The sequence below is a fragment of the Paenibacillus koleovorans NBRC 103111 genome, from assembly GCF_004000845.1.
Taxonomy (GTDB): Bacteria; Bacillota; Bacilli; order Paenibacillales; family NBRC-103111; genus Paenibacillus_AA; species Paenibacillus_AA koleovorans.
Map to the genome: position 1 here is coordinate 20,986 of NZ_BIMA01000067.1, position 16,798 is coordinate 37,783.

The 16,798-nt window shown below is 57.5% G+C and carries 14 protein-coding genes and 1 pseudogene; 9 read left to right on the forward strand and 6 right to left on the reverse strand.

Annotated elements, in window-relative coordinates:
• Positions 1-45: 45 nt before the first annotated feature.
• The 3 genes from PKO02S_RS20370 to PKO02S_RS20380 all read right to left on the reverse strand — a co-directional run bounded on the left by PKO02S_RS20370 (position 46) and on the right by PKO02S_RS20380 (position 1,948).
• Positions 46-408 (reverse strand): response regulator, encoded by a 363-nt coding sequence (locus tag PKO02S_RS20370; RefSeq protein ID WP_127585686.1) that lies wholly within the window; start codon positions 406-408, stop codon positions 46-48.
• Between the two features lie 23 nt (positions 409-431).
• On the reverse strand, positions 432-881 hold the full coding sequence (locus PKO02S_RS20375) for a chemotaxis protein CheX (RefSeq protein ID WP_127585687.1): 450 nt from the start codon (positions 879-881) through the stop codon (positions 432-434).
• A gap of 272 nt (positions 882-1,153) precedes the next feature.
• Positions 1,154-1,948, reverse strand: coding sequence for a helix-turn-helix domain-containing protein (locus PKO02S_RS20380; RefSeq protein WP_127585688.1), 795 nt, complete (start codon positions 1,946-1,948; stop codon positions 1,154-1,156).
• Between the two features lie 171 nt (positions 1,949-2,119).
• On the opposite strand from PKO02S_RS20380, the gene PKO02S_RS20385 reads away from it, so the two are divergent.
• The 9 genes and pseudogenes from PKO02S_RS20385 to PKO02S_RS33365 all read left to right on the forward strand — a co-directional run.
• Complete coding sequence (locus PKO02S_RS20385) at positions 2,120-3,772, forward strand: type 2 periplasmic-binding domain-containing protein (protein ID WP_164821578.1); 1,653 nt, start codon at positions 2,120-2,122, stop codon at positions 3,770-3,772.
• 135 nt (positions 3,773-3,907) lie between these two features.
• Complete coding sequence (locus tag PKO02S_RS20390) at positions 3,908-4,789, forward strand: ABC transporter permease (protein ID WP_246067148.1); 882 nt, start codon at positions 3,908-3,910, stop codon at positions 4,787-4,789.
• A 28-nt stretch (positions 4,790-4,817) separates the two neighbouring features.
• On the forward strand, positions 4,818-5,693 hold the full coding sequence (locus tag PKO02S_RS20395; protein ID WP_164821579.1) for a carbohydrate ABC transporter permease: 876 nt from the start codon (positions 4,818-4,820) through the stop codon (positions 5,691-5,693).
• 29 nt (positions 5,694-5,722) lie between these two features.
• Positions 5,723-6,880: a TolB-like translocation protein gene (locus tag PKO02S_RS20400; RefSeq protein WP_127585692.1), complete on the forward strand. Its 1,158-nt coding sequence runs from the start codon at positions 5,723-5,725 to the stop codon at positions 6,878-6,880.
• 37 nt (positions 6,881-6,917) lie between these two features.
• On the forward strand, positions 6,918-9,857 hold the full coding sequence (locus PKO02S_RS20405; protein WP_127585693.1) for a glycoside hydrolase family 2 protein: 2,940 nt from the start codon (positions 6,918-6,920) through the stop codon (positions 9,855-9,857).
• Between the two features lie 2 nt (positions 9,858-9,859).
• Positions 9,860-10,744, forward strand: coding sequence for a YitT family protein (locus PKO02S_RS20410; RefSeq protein ID WP_127585694.1), 885 nt, complete (start codon positions 9,860-9,862; stop codon positions 10,742-10,744).
• Positions 10,745-10,817: 73 nt separating this feature from the next.
• On the forward strand, positions 10,818-12,782 hold the full coding sequence (locus tag PKO02S_RS20415) for an alpha/beta hydrolase family protein (RefSeq protein WP_127585695.1): 1,965 nt from the start codon (positions 10,818-10,820) through the stop codon (positions 12,780-12,782).
• A gap of 424 nt (positions 12,783-13,206) precedes the next feature.
• The gene (locus PKO02S_RS20420) at positions 13,207-13,938 is read left to right on the forward strand and encodes a pentapeptide repeat-containing protein (protein WP_127585696.1); all 732 of its coding nucleotides are present in this window, start codon (positions 13,207-13,209) and stop codon (positions 13,936-13,938) included.
• Between the two features lie 193 nt (positions 13,939-14,131).
• Positions 14,132-14,410 (forward strand): annotated as a pseudogene (locus PKO02S_RS33365) (pentapeptide repeat-containing protein); the annotation flags it as partial.
• A 4-nt stretch (positions 14,411-14,414) separates the two neighbouring features.
• Here PKO02S_RS33365 and PKO02S_RS32490 read toward each other — a convergent pair.
• The 3 genes from PKO02S_RS32490 to tnpC all read right to left on the reverse strand — a co-directional run.
• Positions 14,415-14,582: a hypothetical protein gene (locus PKO02S_RS32490; protein WP_164821580.1), complete on the reverse strand. Its 168-nt coding sequence runs from the start codon at positions 14,580-14,582 to the stop codon at positions 14,415-14,417.
• Positions 14,583-14,709: 127 nt separating this feature from the next.
• Positions 14,710-15,165, reverse strand: coding sequence for a DUF1761 domain-containing protein (locus PKO02S_RS20430; RefSeq protein ID WP_164821581.1), 456 nt, complete (start codon positions 15,163-15,165; stop codon positions 14,710-14,712).
• A gap of 780 nt (positions 15,166-15,945) precedes the next feature.
• On the reverse strand, positions 15,946-16,798 hold an 853-nt coding region (tnpC, locus tag PKO02S_RS20435), incomplete at its 5' end, for an IS66 family transposase (protein ID WP_127585699.1).

The following is a 16,798-nucleotide window of genomic DNA, read 5'->3' on the forward strand; positions in this document are numbered from 1 at the left end:
GGATGCTCCTTCCTACTGATATCCTTCCGATCCCCACTCCCAGGGTTAGCCCGACAACGCGCGGTCGATCGACTCCAGCACCCGGTCCTTCTGGAATGGCTTAACTACAAAATCCCGAGCCCCCGCCGAAATGGCGTCAATCACCATTCCTTGCTGCCCCATCGCCGAGCACATGATCACTTTCGCTTGCGGACTCAGCTTCTTGATCTCCCGCACCGCGGCAATTCCGTCCATCTCCGGCATCGTGATATCCATCGTCACCAGATCCGGATTAATCGTCGCAAACACCTTTACCGCCTCTTCGCCGTTCGCCGCTTCCGCCACCACTTCATGCCCCGCCTCGAGCAAAATCGTTTTCAGCATCATCCGCATGAAAGCCGCGTCGTCCACCACCATAATTCTCGCCATGACCGATTCCTCCCCGTCCCCGACTAATGCGCAGGTCGCTCCAATGTAATGTAGATGTCCAGCTCCCCGATGTCCGTCTCTATGATGACTAATGAGTACTCTTGCATGTTGCGCAAAATAAAAGCCCCCTCCTGCACGAGAGGATGGGTGATGTTGACCGCAATGCCTTGCTGCGACAGCTCGGTGGCGATGCCGCTCACGATCCAGTTGCCGAACTCCTGGAAGGCGCTCCAGCCCATCTCGTCCATCCGCTCGATCGTCATGCCGCCCATCATACGCCCAACAATGCCTTTCGCCGTCCCCAGCTCCATGGAGCAAATCACTTGGCCCTCGAGCTGGCCGATCACTTGGATGATGACGCCCACTTCCTTGCTCTGCAGCGGCAGCGGCCATACGGCGGACTCCTCCGCTTCCACGATGGACGTGCTCAGTCCCAAGTATCCGCCCAGCACCGCTTCGCCGACCTTGCTCATCACTTCCTGACTGTTAATCGTACTCCCTCCAGTATTGTGTTCTAGGTTCTTGGTGCTAAGTATGGGCAAAAAGTATTAGGAAAGTTGCCGATTCGCGGCCTAAAAAGGATCAGATAATTGTGAGGGAAGTGTTAGATTGTTTTGAGAAAAAGAAAAAGAGCCGCTTCGGAGGATCGGGATGATCTCTCGGATGGCTCGTGAGGCGCCGGGCGGGTTAGCCGCCCCCTGTTACTCGATTGCCGCCGGCGCCGAGCGGATGAAGGCCGGATCGTCTACCATTCGATCGCTTTATGCTTCCGGTAATCGCTGGCGCTCATTCTCATCTTCTGCTTGAACACATGCGAGAAATGGGACAGATCGTAGTACCCCAGTCGGCTCGCAATCGCAACGATCGGCATTTCGGAGTTGAGCAGCAGGGAGCAGGCTTGGTTGATTCGCAGATTGTTGTGCAGTGCGATGACGCCAGAGCCGAACTGCTGTCTGGTCAGCTTCTCCAGTTGGGAGGTGCTGATCATAAATTCCCGTGCGACCTCGTGCAGCCTCACTTTCTCCGTAAGGCTGCCGTTCAGAATGCTGAGCAGCTTGTTGCGGAAGTCGAGCTGGGTCCGGTTGTCCGGGTCTTCCAGGAAAGACAGCAGAATTTGATCCATCATGCTCGCCATCTTCAATTTGGCATAGATGGTCTGGTTCTCGACTTCTTTCACAAGCTCGGTTATCGCGTACAGCAGATCGGGTTTGTTCAGCAGCGTGAAGTCTTTGAACCGGTTGGCGAGCAGTTCGTTAAGTCCTCTGCGGTCCGGCTCCACATTCAGATCGATACCCAATTGCTGGTAGCCGTTGTCGGTTCGGAGCGAGTGTCTCAACTCGGACGGAATGATCGCGAGCTGGCCGCGCGAAACGCTGAAGTGCTGGCCGCTATGCGCGATATGCACCACACCGTCCATGACATAGATGAGCTGGTAGAAGAGATGGTCATGCTCATGGATGCTCCACCCGCCTTTACGCAGAAACAAGGTTGCATTCTGATACGGCTCGGGCAGATCGGTCACAATTGCATTGTTTTTCACCGGAACACCGCCTTATTCGCAATCATTGTAGCCGATTATACAAATTATTGATTCGTTCTTCAATGTATGCTCACTAACAAATCCCGTATAATAAATGATGTAAGCGCAAGCATGAGTTTTCACTTATTATATCGGATTGTGAAAGAAAATACCATTCAGGGGGTAATAACATTGTCGAAAAAAGGAATGGGCGTTGGACTAGTATCCAGCTTGGTGACCGCATCGCTCCTGTTTGCCGGGTGTTCGAACGGCACAAGCAATAACTCGGATGCGTCGAGCGCGCCGAGTGCGTCGCCGCAGGCATCCGCTCAGCCATCGGCAGGGCAGGATTCGGCGAAGGCTTCGGATAAGCTCATCACAGTGAAAGGTTGGGCCGCTTTTACCCCGCCGACAGGTTCGGAAGGTGTCTCCACCTATAGCGATCATCTCGTGTGGAAGGAATTGCCGAAGATTACGAATGTGAAGGTGGAATGGACCGCTACAACCGACGATTACAAAACCCAGCTTGGTCTCATTACAGCATCGGGGAACTTGCCCGACCTGATCGGCCGCATCGATCCGCAGCTTGCCGCCCAGTATGGCAGCCAAGGGGCCTTGATGCCGCTGGAAAGCCTGATCAAGCAGCATGCGCCCAATCTGCAGAAGCTGTTGAACGACAACCCGCAGATCAAAGCGCAGCTGACTACGCCGGAAGGCCATATTTACTTCTTCCCCCGTCTGTTGTTCGACCCACGCACACAGGCGTTTAACGGCTTCTTCGTGCGCAAGGACTGGCTTGACCGCTTAAGCCTGAAGTCGCCGGAAACGACCGACGATTTGTACAACGTGCTGAAGGCGTTCAAGGAGAAGGATGCCAATGGAAACGGCGTGAAGGACGAGGTGCCGATGGCCGGCGATCCGCGCCCGCTCATCTGGGCGTTCGGAGTAGGCAGCCGCGGCAACGGAAGCGCCAACGACTTCTTCGTGGAAGACGGCAAAATCAAATACGGGCCAACCGATCCGCGGTTCAAAGACGCACTTGCCTACATCAACAAACTATATACCGAAGGGCTGCTCGACAACGAGTACCTGGGGCAAACGTCGGACAACTATACCGCACGGTTCACGAATGAATTGTCCGGCTTTACGTTCGGCTCCCACGCAGGCGTACTGACACGGTACAATTCCTTGCTCGAAAGCGCGGGCAAAAAGCCGGGCCTGGCCGGGGCGGTTCCGCCGAAAGGCCCGACAGGCGAAAGGAACGTGATCGGCAAGCATACGGAAATCGACCCGGGCGTAGGCGTATCGATCGCCAGCACGTCGAAGTACGGCGCGGAGCTGGTCAAGATGATGGACTACTTCTATTCGAAAGCGGGCAGCTTGCTGTTGTACTTCGGCGCGGAAGGCGACACTTATACGATGAAGGACGGCGTCCCCGTCTACACGGACAAGGTGGCCAAGAACCCCAAGCTGTCGGTGCTGAATTACATGAATGCGTATGTCGGCCAGGTCAGCACATGGGCATCGTCGGTTATTCCGGAGCACTATCTGGCGACAATCAGCGAGGCAGGCAAACAGTCGAATGCGATGACGGTAGCGAATATCGGAAACAAGAAGCCGCCGCTTCTCAACTTCACCCAGGCCGAGCTCAAGGAAGTGCAGGCGCTGCAGCGTGATATCGATACCTTCGTGGACGAGAATGTGCAGGCGTTCATCAGAGGCAAGCAGCCGATCGGCGACTATGACAAGTTCGTGGCAGGGCTTCAGAAGATCGGCATCGACAAGCTGCAAAAATTGTATGCCACCGCTTATGACCGTTTCGTTTCGGTAAAAGGAACCAAGTAAACAATCCGGTCATCGGAGGATTGCACACCTATGAAGAAGAGCAGGCGGCGGCTCGCCTATGCGAACCGTAGCCTGCTTTCAGGATGCTGTAGAAAGGAATGGATACCATTGCGCAGTCGAATCACGCGGGCATTCATGCGACATAAAGTCTTGTATCTGTTTCTGCTGCCGGCTTTGTTTTATTATGTCTTCTTTCATTACGTCCCGATGTACGGCGCGCTGATCGCGTTTCAGGACTTTAATCCGTTTCGCGGCATGCGTCATAGCTCGTGGGTGGGCTTGAAGCATTTCGACAGCTTCGTGAACTCGATTTACTTTTACCGCTTGATGCGCAATACCTTTCTGCTGGGGTTTTACAGCATTGTATTCGGGTTCGGTTTCCCGATTGCTTTCGCGCTCCTGCTGAGGGAAACGAAGAATCGCGTCGTTCGTACGGTTGCGCAGTCGATCAGTTATTTGCCTCACTTCATCTCTACCGTCGTTATTGCCGGCCTGGTGGTTACATTCCTATCTCCGTCCACAGGCTTGATTAATAGCCTGATGAAGACGGTAGGATTGACGCCGATCGATTTCATGAGAGAGCCCTCGTGGTTCCGTACGATCTATACTTCCTCAGGCATCTGGCAGCATATGGGGTGGAGCTCCATTATTTTTTTCGCCTCCTTGTCGAGTATTAGCCCGAGCTTGTACGAAGCGGCGGAAATTGACGGTGCGAGTCGTTGGCGCAAAATGTGGCACATCAGCCTTCCTGGCATTCTGCCTACGGTGATTACGATTTTGCTGCTCGACCTGGGACATGTCATGGAAATCGGCTTCGAAAAAGTATTTCTGCTGCATAATACGAGCACCTATTCGACCGGAGACGTGCTGAGCACCTATGTGTACAGGTCAGGTCTGGTGGATCAGCAATACAGCTTCGCCGCGGCAGTGGGATTGTTCAATTCCGTTCTTTCCCTTGTGGTGATCGTTTCGTGCAACAAGCTTGCACGCAAACTAAGCGGCTATTCGCTCTGGTAGCACGACACGAAAGCAGGTGAGCATAAATTTGGATATCCGCACTGGCAAAACGACATTGTTCGACCTGGTGGTCTACGCGGTGCTCCTGTTGGTTTCGGTTGTATTCGTTTATCCGTTTGTCTATATTGTGGCGGCGTCCTTGAGCGATCCGGTCAAGGTTTTCAACGATCCGCTGCTGTTGTATCCCAAGGGATTCTCGCTCGAGTCCTATGAGATTCTGCTCGGGTTCCGCGCGATATGGATCGGATACGCCAATAGCGTCATCTATACCGTCGTCGGTACGGCGCTCAGCACCACCGTTACCTTGCTGGCCGCACATTCGCTCGCTCGCAGGGATTTGGCGGGGCGTAACGTCATCGTGTTCATTATTGTCTTGACCATGTTCTTCAACGGCGGCATGATCCCGCTTTTCCTGGTCGTCAAATCGCTCGGGCTGCTCGACACAAGATGGGCTATGATCGTTCCGACGATGATGACGACCTGGAATTTGCTGATTGCGAAATCGTATTTGGAAACGAACGTGCCGGGAGAGCTGCGCGATGCGGCGGAAGTGGACGGCGCCTCGGAAACGACCTTCTTCGTCAAAATCGTGCTGCCGCTGTCGAAGCCGATCATTGCGGTGATCGCGCTCTTCTACTGCGCCAGCCAGTGGAACGCCTACTTCAGTGCGCTCATTTATTTGCGCGATCGATCGCTTTATCCGCTGCAGGTGTTCTTGCGGGAAATTCTGATTCTGGAGCAGACCAGCGAAATGATGGGAGCGATTAGCGACAACAGAGCGATGTACGCCTTGACGTTGAAATACGCCATCATGGTCATTGCGGTCGCTCCGCTGCTGATCGTATTTCCGTTCGTGCAGCGCTTTTTTGTCAAAGGTGTGCTGATCGGTGCCCTGAAGGAATAACCATTTATCGGAATAACAGGAGGAGGGGCATGTCGGCAATGGATCGCGGTACAGTTAGCGTCAGACGAATTACAGGTGACGACGGTCACTATTTTTACGGTTATTATGACAATGCGGCCTGGCATGCGAGCGACAAGCTTCATTTGTGCCATCGGGTGCAATTCTGGGATCGGCTGCCCGGTCCGGACGATCGGGCGGAGCTAGGCATATTGGACTTGCAGGGCGGGTTCCGGACGGTTGCCGAGACCATGGCCTGGAACTTCCAGCAAGGCTCGATGCTGCAGTGGCATCCGGGATCCCCGGAGGACGAAATCATCTACAATACGAGAGAGAACGGCCGGTTCGCAGGCGTCAGGCTGAATATTCGCACCGGCGCCAGGCAGTTGCTCGATCGCCCGGTAGCCAACGTGGACGCTGCCGGCAAATACGCACTAAGCATCAGCTTCGAACGTATGTTCGATTTCCGCCCCGGTTACGGCTACGCGGGAATTAAGGATCCTAACTTCGATTCGAACCATCCCGCGGATGACGGCGTGCATCTGGTGGACTTGGCGACGGGAGCCAGCAAACTGATTTTATCGCTCGACGACATTTGGCGAATAATAGAAAACTACTTTCACGGGCAGGATCGCAAAATACTGATCAACCATATCACCTTCAATACGGACGGCAGCCGGTTTCTTTGTCTGGTACGCTACTTCCCTCGCGAGGGAGAGAATTGGCAAACCGCGCTCATAACGGCGAATACTGACGGCAGCGATCCGTACCTGCTTGCCGATTTCGGATATGCTTCCCACTATCACTGGCGCGACAGGGATCACATTCTGATCCATTCGTCGGGACAGCCGACAAGTCTGGAAGGCCATCAGCTCTACCTGCTGAAGGACAAAACCCGCGAAGTCGCGACGGTGGATACGCAATTTTTCCTCTTCGACGGCCATTGCAGTTATTCGCCGGACCGGCAGCAAATCTTGTATGACAGCTATCCGGGCAAGGACAGAATGAGGCAGCTGCTCGTATATGACCTTGAGAGCCGGAAGGGGATCCGGCTGGGCAACTTTTATTCCTATCCGACGGCAGCCGGGGACATTCGCTGCGATCTTCATCCGCGGTGGAACCGATCCGGCAGCGCCATTTCGTTCGATTCCTCGCACGAAGGCCACCGAAGCGTATATGTGATCGATTAGAGTAAGGCTGCCAATTTGCATACAAGGTGGAAATGACATGACAACTATCGTCTCGCGATCGTTCGAGCTCCGCTATTTCAGCAGCGATCCCGCCGCTGACGGGGAGACGGATTTCAAAGGACAAACGGCGGTTTTCGATACGGAGCAGCGGGTGGAGTATTTGCGCCAGTATGCGCGGCATGCCCGCCATTTCTTCGGCAATCCACAATGGGATCGACTTGCGGTAACCGATGATGAGGTCGAACGGGTCGCCAGCGCCATCAAGCCGCAGCCTATTCCCGGCATTCGCCGCCACATTCCGCTTCGGCAATGGCGGCGGATCGGCAGCAAGGAAGGAAAGCGCGACTTGCGGGAGGCCAGACTGGCCCATTGGCGCCAATTTTCCGGTGTAATGCTTGAGGATGGCGCGATGTGCCTGACGAAGGATGGCGCGTATGCGGAGGTTCGGTTTGACAGGCAGTCATGGCGATTGTGGCTGGAGTGGCGGGTAAAGCATGCTGCCGGCAAAGCGGCACGATGCCTGATCGGACATGTGCTGGAAGCAGGATGCGACGAGCGGGGCCATCACTACTACCGGACGGGCGGAGAAATCATCGATTGCGGTCCGGCTGCGGCAGGTCAATGGACGGCCTATCGGGCGGAGATCGATCTGGCGTCGACCCGGTTTAACTTGTGGATCGGCGGTCGGCAACGAGCGGATTTTGCGCCGTTGCCGTCGGCAGACCCGGTTGACCGCCTCCTCCTGGATGGAGGAGCGGGCACGGCGTTCGGCGAGCTGCTCGGGATCGGCTTTGTGCCCAAGGAGCTGGAAGAGAACGGGAACGGCGGCGACAAGCCCTTTACGATTGCAACCTTTCTGGATGAGCCGTTCGCCGCGCATCCCGAAATACAGGGGTGGACGACGAAGGCGTACGATGACCGGTTATGGACCGAGACGGACCTTCCCTGCGTCCACGGCGGCGAGCGTTATGCGGGCGAGATGCTTTATTTGCGCACCGTGGTGGAAACCGGCGACTTCGCACGCGCGTATCTGAATGTGGAATGCCTGGACCCGGGAGGAGAAATATGGATCAACGGTGAAGTGATTGCCGTTCGCTTCGACCGCCATCCGTGCCGGATAGACGTCACTCGCCTCCTGTCGAAGACGGAGCCGAATCTGCTGTGCGTCAAAGTATTCCCGAACGAAGTGGAGACGAACATGCGGCATACGTCCACCGACCGGCACACCGGTTGGTTCGCAGGGAGAATGTCGCTCGATTTGACTGCGGACCGTCATATCGAGGATGTATTCGTCCATTGCCGCTCGCTGCACGAGGATCTTGCCGTTGCGCAGGTGCAGCTCACGCTGCGTAACGACAGGCACCCGTTGACCTCGCGGGAAGCGCTGGACAATCTGAGCTTTGCCGGCACCGTGCGGGTGCAGTGGACGCCATGGTTCCCGGACGAGTCGGATACGATTGCTGCAGAAATCGGCTTTCCGGTCGAGGTAGAGATGGGCCGAAGTCTCGTCCTGTCGAAAGCGGTGCGAATCCCAAGTCCGCTGGCCTGGACACCGGAAAACCCGCGCCTGTACAAGGTGCGCGTCAGGCTTTACGATGAAGGCGGCCACGAGCTGGACGAGTCGGTCGTGACAACGGGGCTTCGTACAGTCGGTCAGGAAGGCGGCGTGTTCCGGATCAACGGCAAGCCGGACATGATGAACGGCGCGTTGCTGTTCGGGTTTCGCTACCCGACCGACCAAATTGCGGCCTGGGATCGCTGCTCGCCGCCGGAGTGGATCGTGCGCGACTTGCTGATGCTGAAGCGCATGAATGGCAATACAGCCCGCATGAGCCACCATAACAGCATGGTCGGCGGGATTAACGACCCGAGATATGCCGAGATCGGCGATCAGCTCGGCATTTTGTTCCAATGGGCCACATCGTCTTGGGTTCGCGACGCGAGCCCGTGGCTGCTCGATTTTGACGGCTTGCCCAAGTATGTCCGGCAAGTGCGGAACCACCCTAGCATCGTCATGTGGCAGCCGGCCAACCATCCGTCCTTCGCCGGCTTCGATGCGGGTATGCCCTGGTATGAACAGGTGTACGCGACGCTGATGAAGGAAGATCCGAGCAGGCTGATCGCGCCTTCGGCCAATCTGACCCGTCTCAAAGCGCGCAACGACGACGGTACGCTCGACTACGAGGGTCGAACCGTTCACCCGATCGCGGTATGGACGGCGCCCAATCTGACCAGAGGCAACATGGACGGCGCAACCGGCTACGGCGCGGAATGGAGCGTATTGCGCAAGTGGCCGTTTCCGCCGGAGTGGGAAGGTCAGGACGGTTGGCGGGATCCGACTTACAAAGCCGATTATTTGAACAGTGCGGAACGCGCCTACTTCGAATACGAGAACGAAGAGTCCGCCGGGCAGACGAATTGGACGCTTCACGGCGGCAAGCCGGAATACCGGATCAAGTCGTATGAATGGGACTATGACCGCGGCTCGATCGGTCGCGAGCTTGACTTCTCTGAGTGGGAAGAGAGCCAGGCCTGGCAAGCGTTCAGCGCCTACGAGTCGATTCGCAAGAAGCGCTGGCTCGGTTATGACGGTTTCGCCTGGTGCACGCTTCGCGGCGGCGGAAATAACGGCACCTATATGAAACCGCTGACCGACTATTACGGGTACGGGAAGATGGCGTACTATGCCGTCGGCATGGCATACCAGAAGATGCTGGCGGGCAGCGGGGACGTCGATATTGTATACGGTCCCGGCGACACGATCCGGCCGGTGGTGATTCACACGGGTCCCGCTTGCAGCGTCGATCTGCACATTGCCATTCTTGACGCCGAGCGCCGGGTTGTGGCCGAACGGATCTACGCCGATCTGGCGATTCCGGCGGGCAAGACCGTTACAAGGCTCGCTTCATTCCGACCGGATTTGCCTCGCGATGCGTTTTATGCGGTGGAATACCAGGTTCTGTCGTGTGGGGATTGACCGTGATTGACACCGCCAGAGCTATGCTGGTCCGCTATTCGTTCGTTTCCCATTCGATCATGATTTTGATCGGTGCGGCATTATTCGCGCTGGCGATCCAGCTATTCGCGATTCCCAATCAGTTTGTCGAAGGCGGCGCCACAGGCATTGTCCTGCTACTCCATTATGCATTCCACTTCAAGCCGTCGTTAACCACGTTTCTCCTGAATATCCCGGTTTTTATTGCCGGCTGGCGGGTGCTGGGAGTACGTGGAATCGGGTTATCGGCCATCGGAGCCTGCGGCTTGTCATTCTTCCTGTGGGTGCTGGAGTATGCGCAGCACAAGGGCTGGCTGGTTCCGTTCCTTGTCGGCGATTATTTGCTGGCCGCTTTATACGCCGGTCTGACGAGCGGTCTCGGGCTAGGCTTGATTTTACGGTACGGGGGGTCGATGGGCGGCACGACGCTGATCGCCCGGATGCTTCATGTGTCGTTCGGCTTGCATCCGAGCAAAATGATTCTGCTGTTCGACGTCGTCGTCATCGGAGCGGCCGTTCTGTATATTCCGCTGGACAAAGTGCTGTACACATTCGTGATGGTTTACGTGGCTTCCCGCGTCATTCATCTGGTCAACAGGGAACAGTGCCTCGCCAAAGAGATGACGGTATATGCCAAATCCACTTCCGACTGGGCCTCGCAGCTATTCGGCGGCCTCGCGCATGGCTACGCCATGTTCGAGGTCACATTCGAGCCCGGCGGCCAGCGCATGCAAGCGATCCGCTGCCTGGTTTCCCGTTCTGAATGGTACCGCTTGAAGCGGGAAATCAAGCGGGTGGATCCGGCAGCGATTATGATCGTTCACGATGTGCATGACATGGCGGGGCAACGCTCGGCTTTCGAAAGCTAGCATGGCGGCCGTCTGCTCGGCGTCAGCAGGCCAAAGGCCATGCAATCGACTTTCTGCAGGAGGCTGAAGCCCTATGAACGTTCGTGAATTGGAGCGTTATTCGATTCATCTGCATCAAGTGAAGGATCAGTGGAAGCGGATCGTTTACGAGCAATCGGAGGAATCGTTCCGACGCGGCAAGACGGAGCGGGAGCATATCCGTACGGTTGAGCACGTCAGGCAGCGCCAGCAATTCATTCGCTCGGCGTTTCTGTCCTGCATCGGCGGGTTGCCGGAGCATGACCCCGGAGTTCCGCAGCAGTCCCGCATAACGGGAGTTGTGCAGTTGGAGGAGTTCCGTATTGAAAAAGTGGTCTTTTCATCAAGAGAGGGCGTATGGGTAACGGCCAATCTGTACGTTCCGAACGACCGGCAAGGCCCCGGCGCCGCCGTTCTGTTCCTATGCGGCCATTACGACCGGGCGAAGCATACTCCCGAATACCAGATGGTTTGCCAATACCTTGTCCAGGCCGGCTTGGTCGTATTGGCGATCGATCCTCCCGGACAGGGAGAGCGATTGCAATATGTCGATCAAGCGGGAGCGCCCCGGAGCGGGATTGGCGTCAGCGAGCACGACTATGCGGGCGCCCCGTGCCTGCCGCTCGGAGACTCCCTGGCGCGGTACTTTCTGCACGATGCGATGCGGGCGGTCGATTATTTGATATCCCGACCCGAGGTGGATCCTTCCCGTATCGGGGTGACCGGCAATTCGGGCGGCGGACTGCAAACGTCCATGATGATGATGGCGGATCCGCGCATTGCGGCCGCTGCCCCCGGCACCTTCATCATGAGCCGACAGTCGTATATGTACGCCGATCAAGCCCAGGATGCGGAGCAGATCTGGCCTTCCTTCAGCGCGAAGGGGTTGGATCACGAGGACATTTTACTGGCAATGGCGCCAAAGCCCGTGCTGGTGCTCGCCTGCGCCTATGATTTTTTCCCCATTGAAGGGACGAAGGAAACTGTAGACAGCGCGCGGAATTACTGGCGGCTGATGGGCGAAGAGTCGCGACTCGGCCTGCTGATCGACGATTCTCCGCACCGCTATACGCCTCTGCTGGCGCGAGGAGCGGCCGCTTTTCTGACTGAGCATCTGAACGGCGCGATGCCGGCGCGATACGAACCGGCAGCCGCTGCTGTCGAGCCGTCGCAGTTGTGGTGCACGGAGGCCGGTCAGGTGCTGATCGACTCGACATTGCCGCAGCCGCAGTTGGCGCTTCATGATGAAATCGCGCATCGCGCCGGGCAACTGCAAGCCGCAAGGGAAGCGATCCCGGAGCGGGAACGCCGGGAGTCGGCGCTGAGCTGGCTGAAGGATACCATTTACGCGAACCGGCAGCCGGTGCCGTTCCACCCCAGGCTGCACATGCTGCGCGAGCATGTGCATGAGCTCGATGTCGATAACGCGATCTGGTGGTCGCAGCACCGATTGATGAATCACGGCATGCTGTTCCGCGAGCATCGGTTTCGCGACGCGATCATTCCTATCACGCTCGCAGTGTGGGAAGGCGGCACGGGAAGCCTGCAGCGGCATTGGGAATGGATCCTCGCCGAGTGCCGCTCCGGCAGAAGCGTTATGGTCGTGGATGTCACCGGCTCGGGAGCGCTGCTGCCGGAAACGAACGCCAAGCCTGACCCGCTGGCTCTCTTCGGTATGGCGCACAAGCTGGCCGACGATATGATCTGGCTCGGGGACAGCGTGGTCGCGATGCGCGCATATGATGTCATCCGGGCGGCGCGGCTGGCGGCGGAGCTGCCGCTGACCGATGGACGGGATATAACGGTATACGCTTGCGGTCGTCAGGGCATTTATGCGGAGCTCGCAGCTGCGGTGGAAGACGCGTTCCCGCCGCTTCGTTCGGAGCAGCCTCTGGCCAGCTTGACGGAATGGGTGCAGACGAAATATTATGACCCCCGGGATAGCCGCAGTATTTTGTTGCCGGGCATGCTGCAGTATTTTGACCTGCCTGATCTCAGAAGATGGCGGGATGGCGAATAGGCCAACCGCAGTCCTCTGGCTTAGTATAAGGAGATGAACCTTGCCGGGTTCATCTCCTTTTTGCTGTACGCCTAGCATGGGCGTCATGACTGCCTCATCCGAATCAAATCCCAAGAACGAAGACGATTAGCAGCCTGGGCGAGATCCATTGAACATACCGACCCCCTTGCCACAGAGCTTGCTTATCGATAGGCTGCATGTCAACCCGCTTGTTCGCGATGGTACATGGCCGGACGAATGGAATTTGTGCGGACGTTTGTGGGCGATACTGAAGGCAGCTAGAGCGTGTACGATTTGAGAAGGGAAAGCGACCGCCAACAGCTTGACCTTGCACTGGGTAGCGTGGTTACAATAGGAGAAGCGCCCGGCTTGGGAGAAGCGGATGGTTCAGTCCCGAGCGGGAATGGAAAAGGAGATCGTTGTGATGCTGCCAATCAACCAAGAGGAGCGGCCGTCTCGGCTGCAAGGGGATTGTGAGCGCTGCTTCGGCTTGTGCTGTGTGTCGCTGCCGTTCGCCAAGTCGGTCGACTTCGCGATGGACAAGGACGCGGGACAGCCTTGCGCGAATTTACGGCCGGACTTTCGCTGCGGCATCCATACCGAGCTTCGCGACAGAGGCTTCCGGGGCTGCACGGTGTACGACTGCTTCGGAGCCGGGCAGTATATGTCGCAAGTCACTTACGGGGGGCGCGACTGGCGGCAGGCATCGACGGAGAACGCAGCCGAGATGTTCCAGGCTTTCCCTGTCATGCACCAGCTCTTTGAGCTGCTCGCCTATTTGCAAGAGGTGCTGGCGCTGCCGGAAGCGGGGCCGGTCCATGGAGCGGCGCGCTCGCTGCTCGAGGAGACGGAGCGGCTGACGCGGCTCGCCCCCGAGGGGTTGCTGCGCCTGGACATCGCGACGCATCGCGGAGCGGTCGGCACGCTGCTGCTGCAGGCGAGCGAGCTGTCTCGCGCGGAAGCCGGGCGGCGCTTCGACGCGGAGGCCCGCGAGGTCGCTCGCGGCGCGAGCAGTGGGAGTGCGGGCGGGCGCGACGGGCGCAGCAGCAGCGGTGCAGGTGACCGCTCTGCTGCTGGCGCGGGTAGCGAGAGCGCGGGCAGCAGCATGAGCGGGCGAGGCAACTCCAGCGACGGGCGCAGGCAGCGGTGCAGGTGACCGTGTAGCGGGCGGCACCGGCAGTGCGGGTAGCGAGAGCGCGGGCAGCAGCATGAGCGGGCGCGGCAACTCCAGCGACAGGCACAGCAGCGGTGCAGGTGCTCGCGCTACCGCTGGCGCCGGCAATAGCGGCAGCGCCGGCCCGCGCCGCCAGCGCCAGGGCCAAGGCCCGCCGCGCTCGCCCCAACGACGCCGCGACCCGGGCCGAGGCGCCGATCTCGTCGGCGCCAAGCTCCGCGGCGCGGACCTACGGGCCGCCAGCCTGCGCAGCGCCCTCTTGATCGCCGCCGATCTGCGGGAGGCCGACTTGCGAGCGGCCGACCTCATCGGCGCGGACTTCCGTGATGCCGACATCCGCGGGGCCGACCTGCGCGACTGCCTGTTCCTCACGCAAGCCCAGCTGAACGCCGCCCGCGGCGATGCCGCCACCAAGTTGCCGCCGACTTTCACACGCCCCGCGCACTGGAGCTGATCCTCTACGGCTCCATGTCATAGAACCCGGCATGCAGAAACTTCACCTGCACCTTCACGTCCCTCAGCGAGTTTTCGTCCAGAACAAGCTTCCCGTCCGCCCCTCCCGGCGCCCGCCGCGCTCCACATCCGATTCTGATGCCGGTACAAATATTGCTCGAGCCCGTACACATCTGTTTGACTAGCGATCCCGATTTGATAGCTTGCAGCGAGGAGATTTTCCATTAGTTCGGCAATTGGGTTCACACCTTCCATTTGTTTTCCCTAGTATCTCCTCGACATTTAAATTTTTCCAATTGATTACCAGAACCAGAAAATGAGCAGCAGCATCGTGAACCGTACGACCTCGTACGAGGTGTCTACCGCTACGACCAGCCAGCTCTTGAACTGCCACACCTTCTTGCCGACTGTAAAAGGAAGCGTGTAGCCGGCGGTCAGCAGCATCGTGAACCAAAAAGCGTTCAGCAGCGAATCCGCATTGTAACCGAAAGCTTGTCCGCCGGCTTGCCACAGCTTGAGACAGAGGGCATACACGATAGAAGTGACGAACGACACCAGGATGTAGATGATGAACGACTGCGCCTTTTGCCCGTTGGTCGGCTCATTCGGATTGTGGCCGGGCAGCTTAACGCCGTACATGTCTCGCTGGTAAGGCTTGGCCCAGAGGACCGCCATCCACAGGAAGCCGAGCCCCAACGACAGCACCCCCGTCACCAGCACCGCCCAGTAATGAATACCCTCCAATAAACTACCCACCGTTATTCCCCCCGTTGTGCAATTAAGAAACCTTTTGGTTTCACTTCTTGCATTATATAAAACCATTTTGTTTCATGTCAACGAGGAAAAATGCGCCAACTAGGCATCATGCACCAGTAGACACCATACACCAATTAAACTCCATGTACCAACTAAACTTCACCCGTCAAGTAACCAAATCCATCGCACGTCCGCTGAATACTGGCTCAGACGTACAAGATTTGTACACCTAACCCCAATTTATGACGTTCAGAGGGCCTTATGAATTTGAGTACACAATCCATGAACCTAATTTCCTTCATCAGGGTGCAGCGAGGCGATCTATGAACCTAAGTACATAAATGGGGAAGCTGGCTTCTCGAGGTATGTACATAAGTTCATAGTTGGGGGACTTCGGAGCTGGCTTGCGAAAATGGGTTCATAAGCAGCGAAGTTAGGTTCACAGGCAACGGAGGCAGAGCGGCTGACGATCCCAAAATCGGCCAAAACGCGAAAATAAGGATTCGGGAAATTGCTATTTGCCCTAGCAGCGGCCGAATGCCGGCTGTTTGGACGGAAATATCGTTATGCGGGATAGGGGATAACGTGAGCACAGCCCGGCGATAAGCCGGGTTTTGCTTCGCCAAGTAGACCCATTTTACCCCACATCGAGTCCAGCCGACCGTTCCACCCGCCAAGTAGACCCATTTTACCCTACATCGAGTCCAGCCGACGGTTTCAGCCGCCATGTAAGCGTAAAATAGTCCCCACCTTGGCAGCAAGATGGGGACGTGGATAAAGCTATTTTCTGGAGTTAAACACGCGGCAAGTCAGGGGGAGCGAGGTCGACCAGGGAAGTAGCGCGTCCAGCGCCTTTTCATCATGTAGATCCGTCAGCTGCGGGAGTTTCTCCAGGAGATACATCAAATAGTAAAACGGATGCAGTTGATTCTCTTTGGCCGTCTCGACCAAGCTGTAGATCGTCGCGCTAGCCTTGGCGCCTTTAGGTGTGTTGGCGAACAGCCAGTTCTTCCGTCCAATGACGAACGGCTTGATGGAGCGTTCGCTTCGATTGTTGTCGATCTCGAGCCGTCCATCGGAGAGATACCCAATCAGCCGCTTCCATTGGTTCAAACAGTAGTTGACGGCAACTCCGGTCTGACTTTTCGGCAGCACCTTCGCTTGTTGCTCTTCAAGCCACACCAAAAAAGCATCCAGCACGGGGCGACTCTGCTCCTGGCGGATGAGATGGCGTTCTTCAGGCGGCAGGCCCTCGGCCTTTCGCTCGATCGCATAGAGGCGATTGCAGAAGTCCAGCCCCTGCTGCGCGATGGTTCCGGCGGCCGGTACATGCTTCGGCAACACCTGAACGGCTTCGAAAAACTTGCGGCGTGCGTGCGCCCAGCAACCTACCCGCCTCACGCCGGCAACCTGGTCGTAGCCGTCGTAGCCGTCCGCGTGCAGGTAGCCCGTGAAGCCCGAGAGAAAGCGCTTCGGATGCTCGCCCGCCCGCGTGGGCTGGTACTCGTACAGAACGATCGCGGGGCTCCATGGTCCGGTCCGATACAACCACAAGTACGATTGCTGCTCGGCCTTCCGACCGGGCTCCTGGAGCACCTGCAGGGATGTTTCGTCGGCGTAGGCGATGTCCTGC

Bases quoted from the DNA above. Each gene is read 5' to 3' on its own strand.
- PKO02S_RS20375 (WP_127585687.1), bottom strand. From the start codon at position 881: ATGAGCAAGGTCGGCGAAGCGGTGCTGGGCGGATACTTGGGACTGAGC.
- PKO02S_RS32490 (WP_164821580.1), bottom strand. From the start codon at position 14,582: ATGTGTACGGGCTCGAGCAATATTTGTACCGGCATCAGAATCGGATGT.
- PKO02S_RS20370 (WP_127585686.1), bottom strand. From the start codon at position 408: ATGGCGAGAATTATGGTGGTGGACGACGCGGCTTTCATGCGGATGATG.
- PKO02S_RS20420 (WP_127585696.1), top strand. From the start codon at position 13,207: ATGCTGCCAATCAACCAAGAGGAGCGGCCGTCTCGGCTGCAAGGGGAT.
- PKO02S_RS20415 (WP_127585695.1), top strand. From the start codon at position 10,818: ATGAACGTTCGTGAATTGGAGCGTTATTCGATTCATCTGCATCAAGTG.
- PKO02S_RS20405 (WP_127585693.1), top strand. From the start codon at position 6,918: ATGACAACTATCGTCTCGCGATCGTTCGAGCTCCGCTATTTCAGCAGC.
- PKO02S_RS20400 (WP_127585692.1), top strand. From the start codon at position 5,723: ATGTCGGCAATGGATCGCGGTACAGTTAGCGTCAGACGAATTACAGGT.
- PKO02S_RS20390 (WP_246067148.1), top strand. From the start codon at position 3,908: ATGCGACATAAAGTCTTGTATCTGTTTCTGCTGCCGGCTTTGTTTTAT.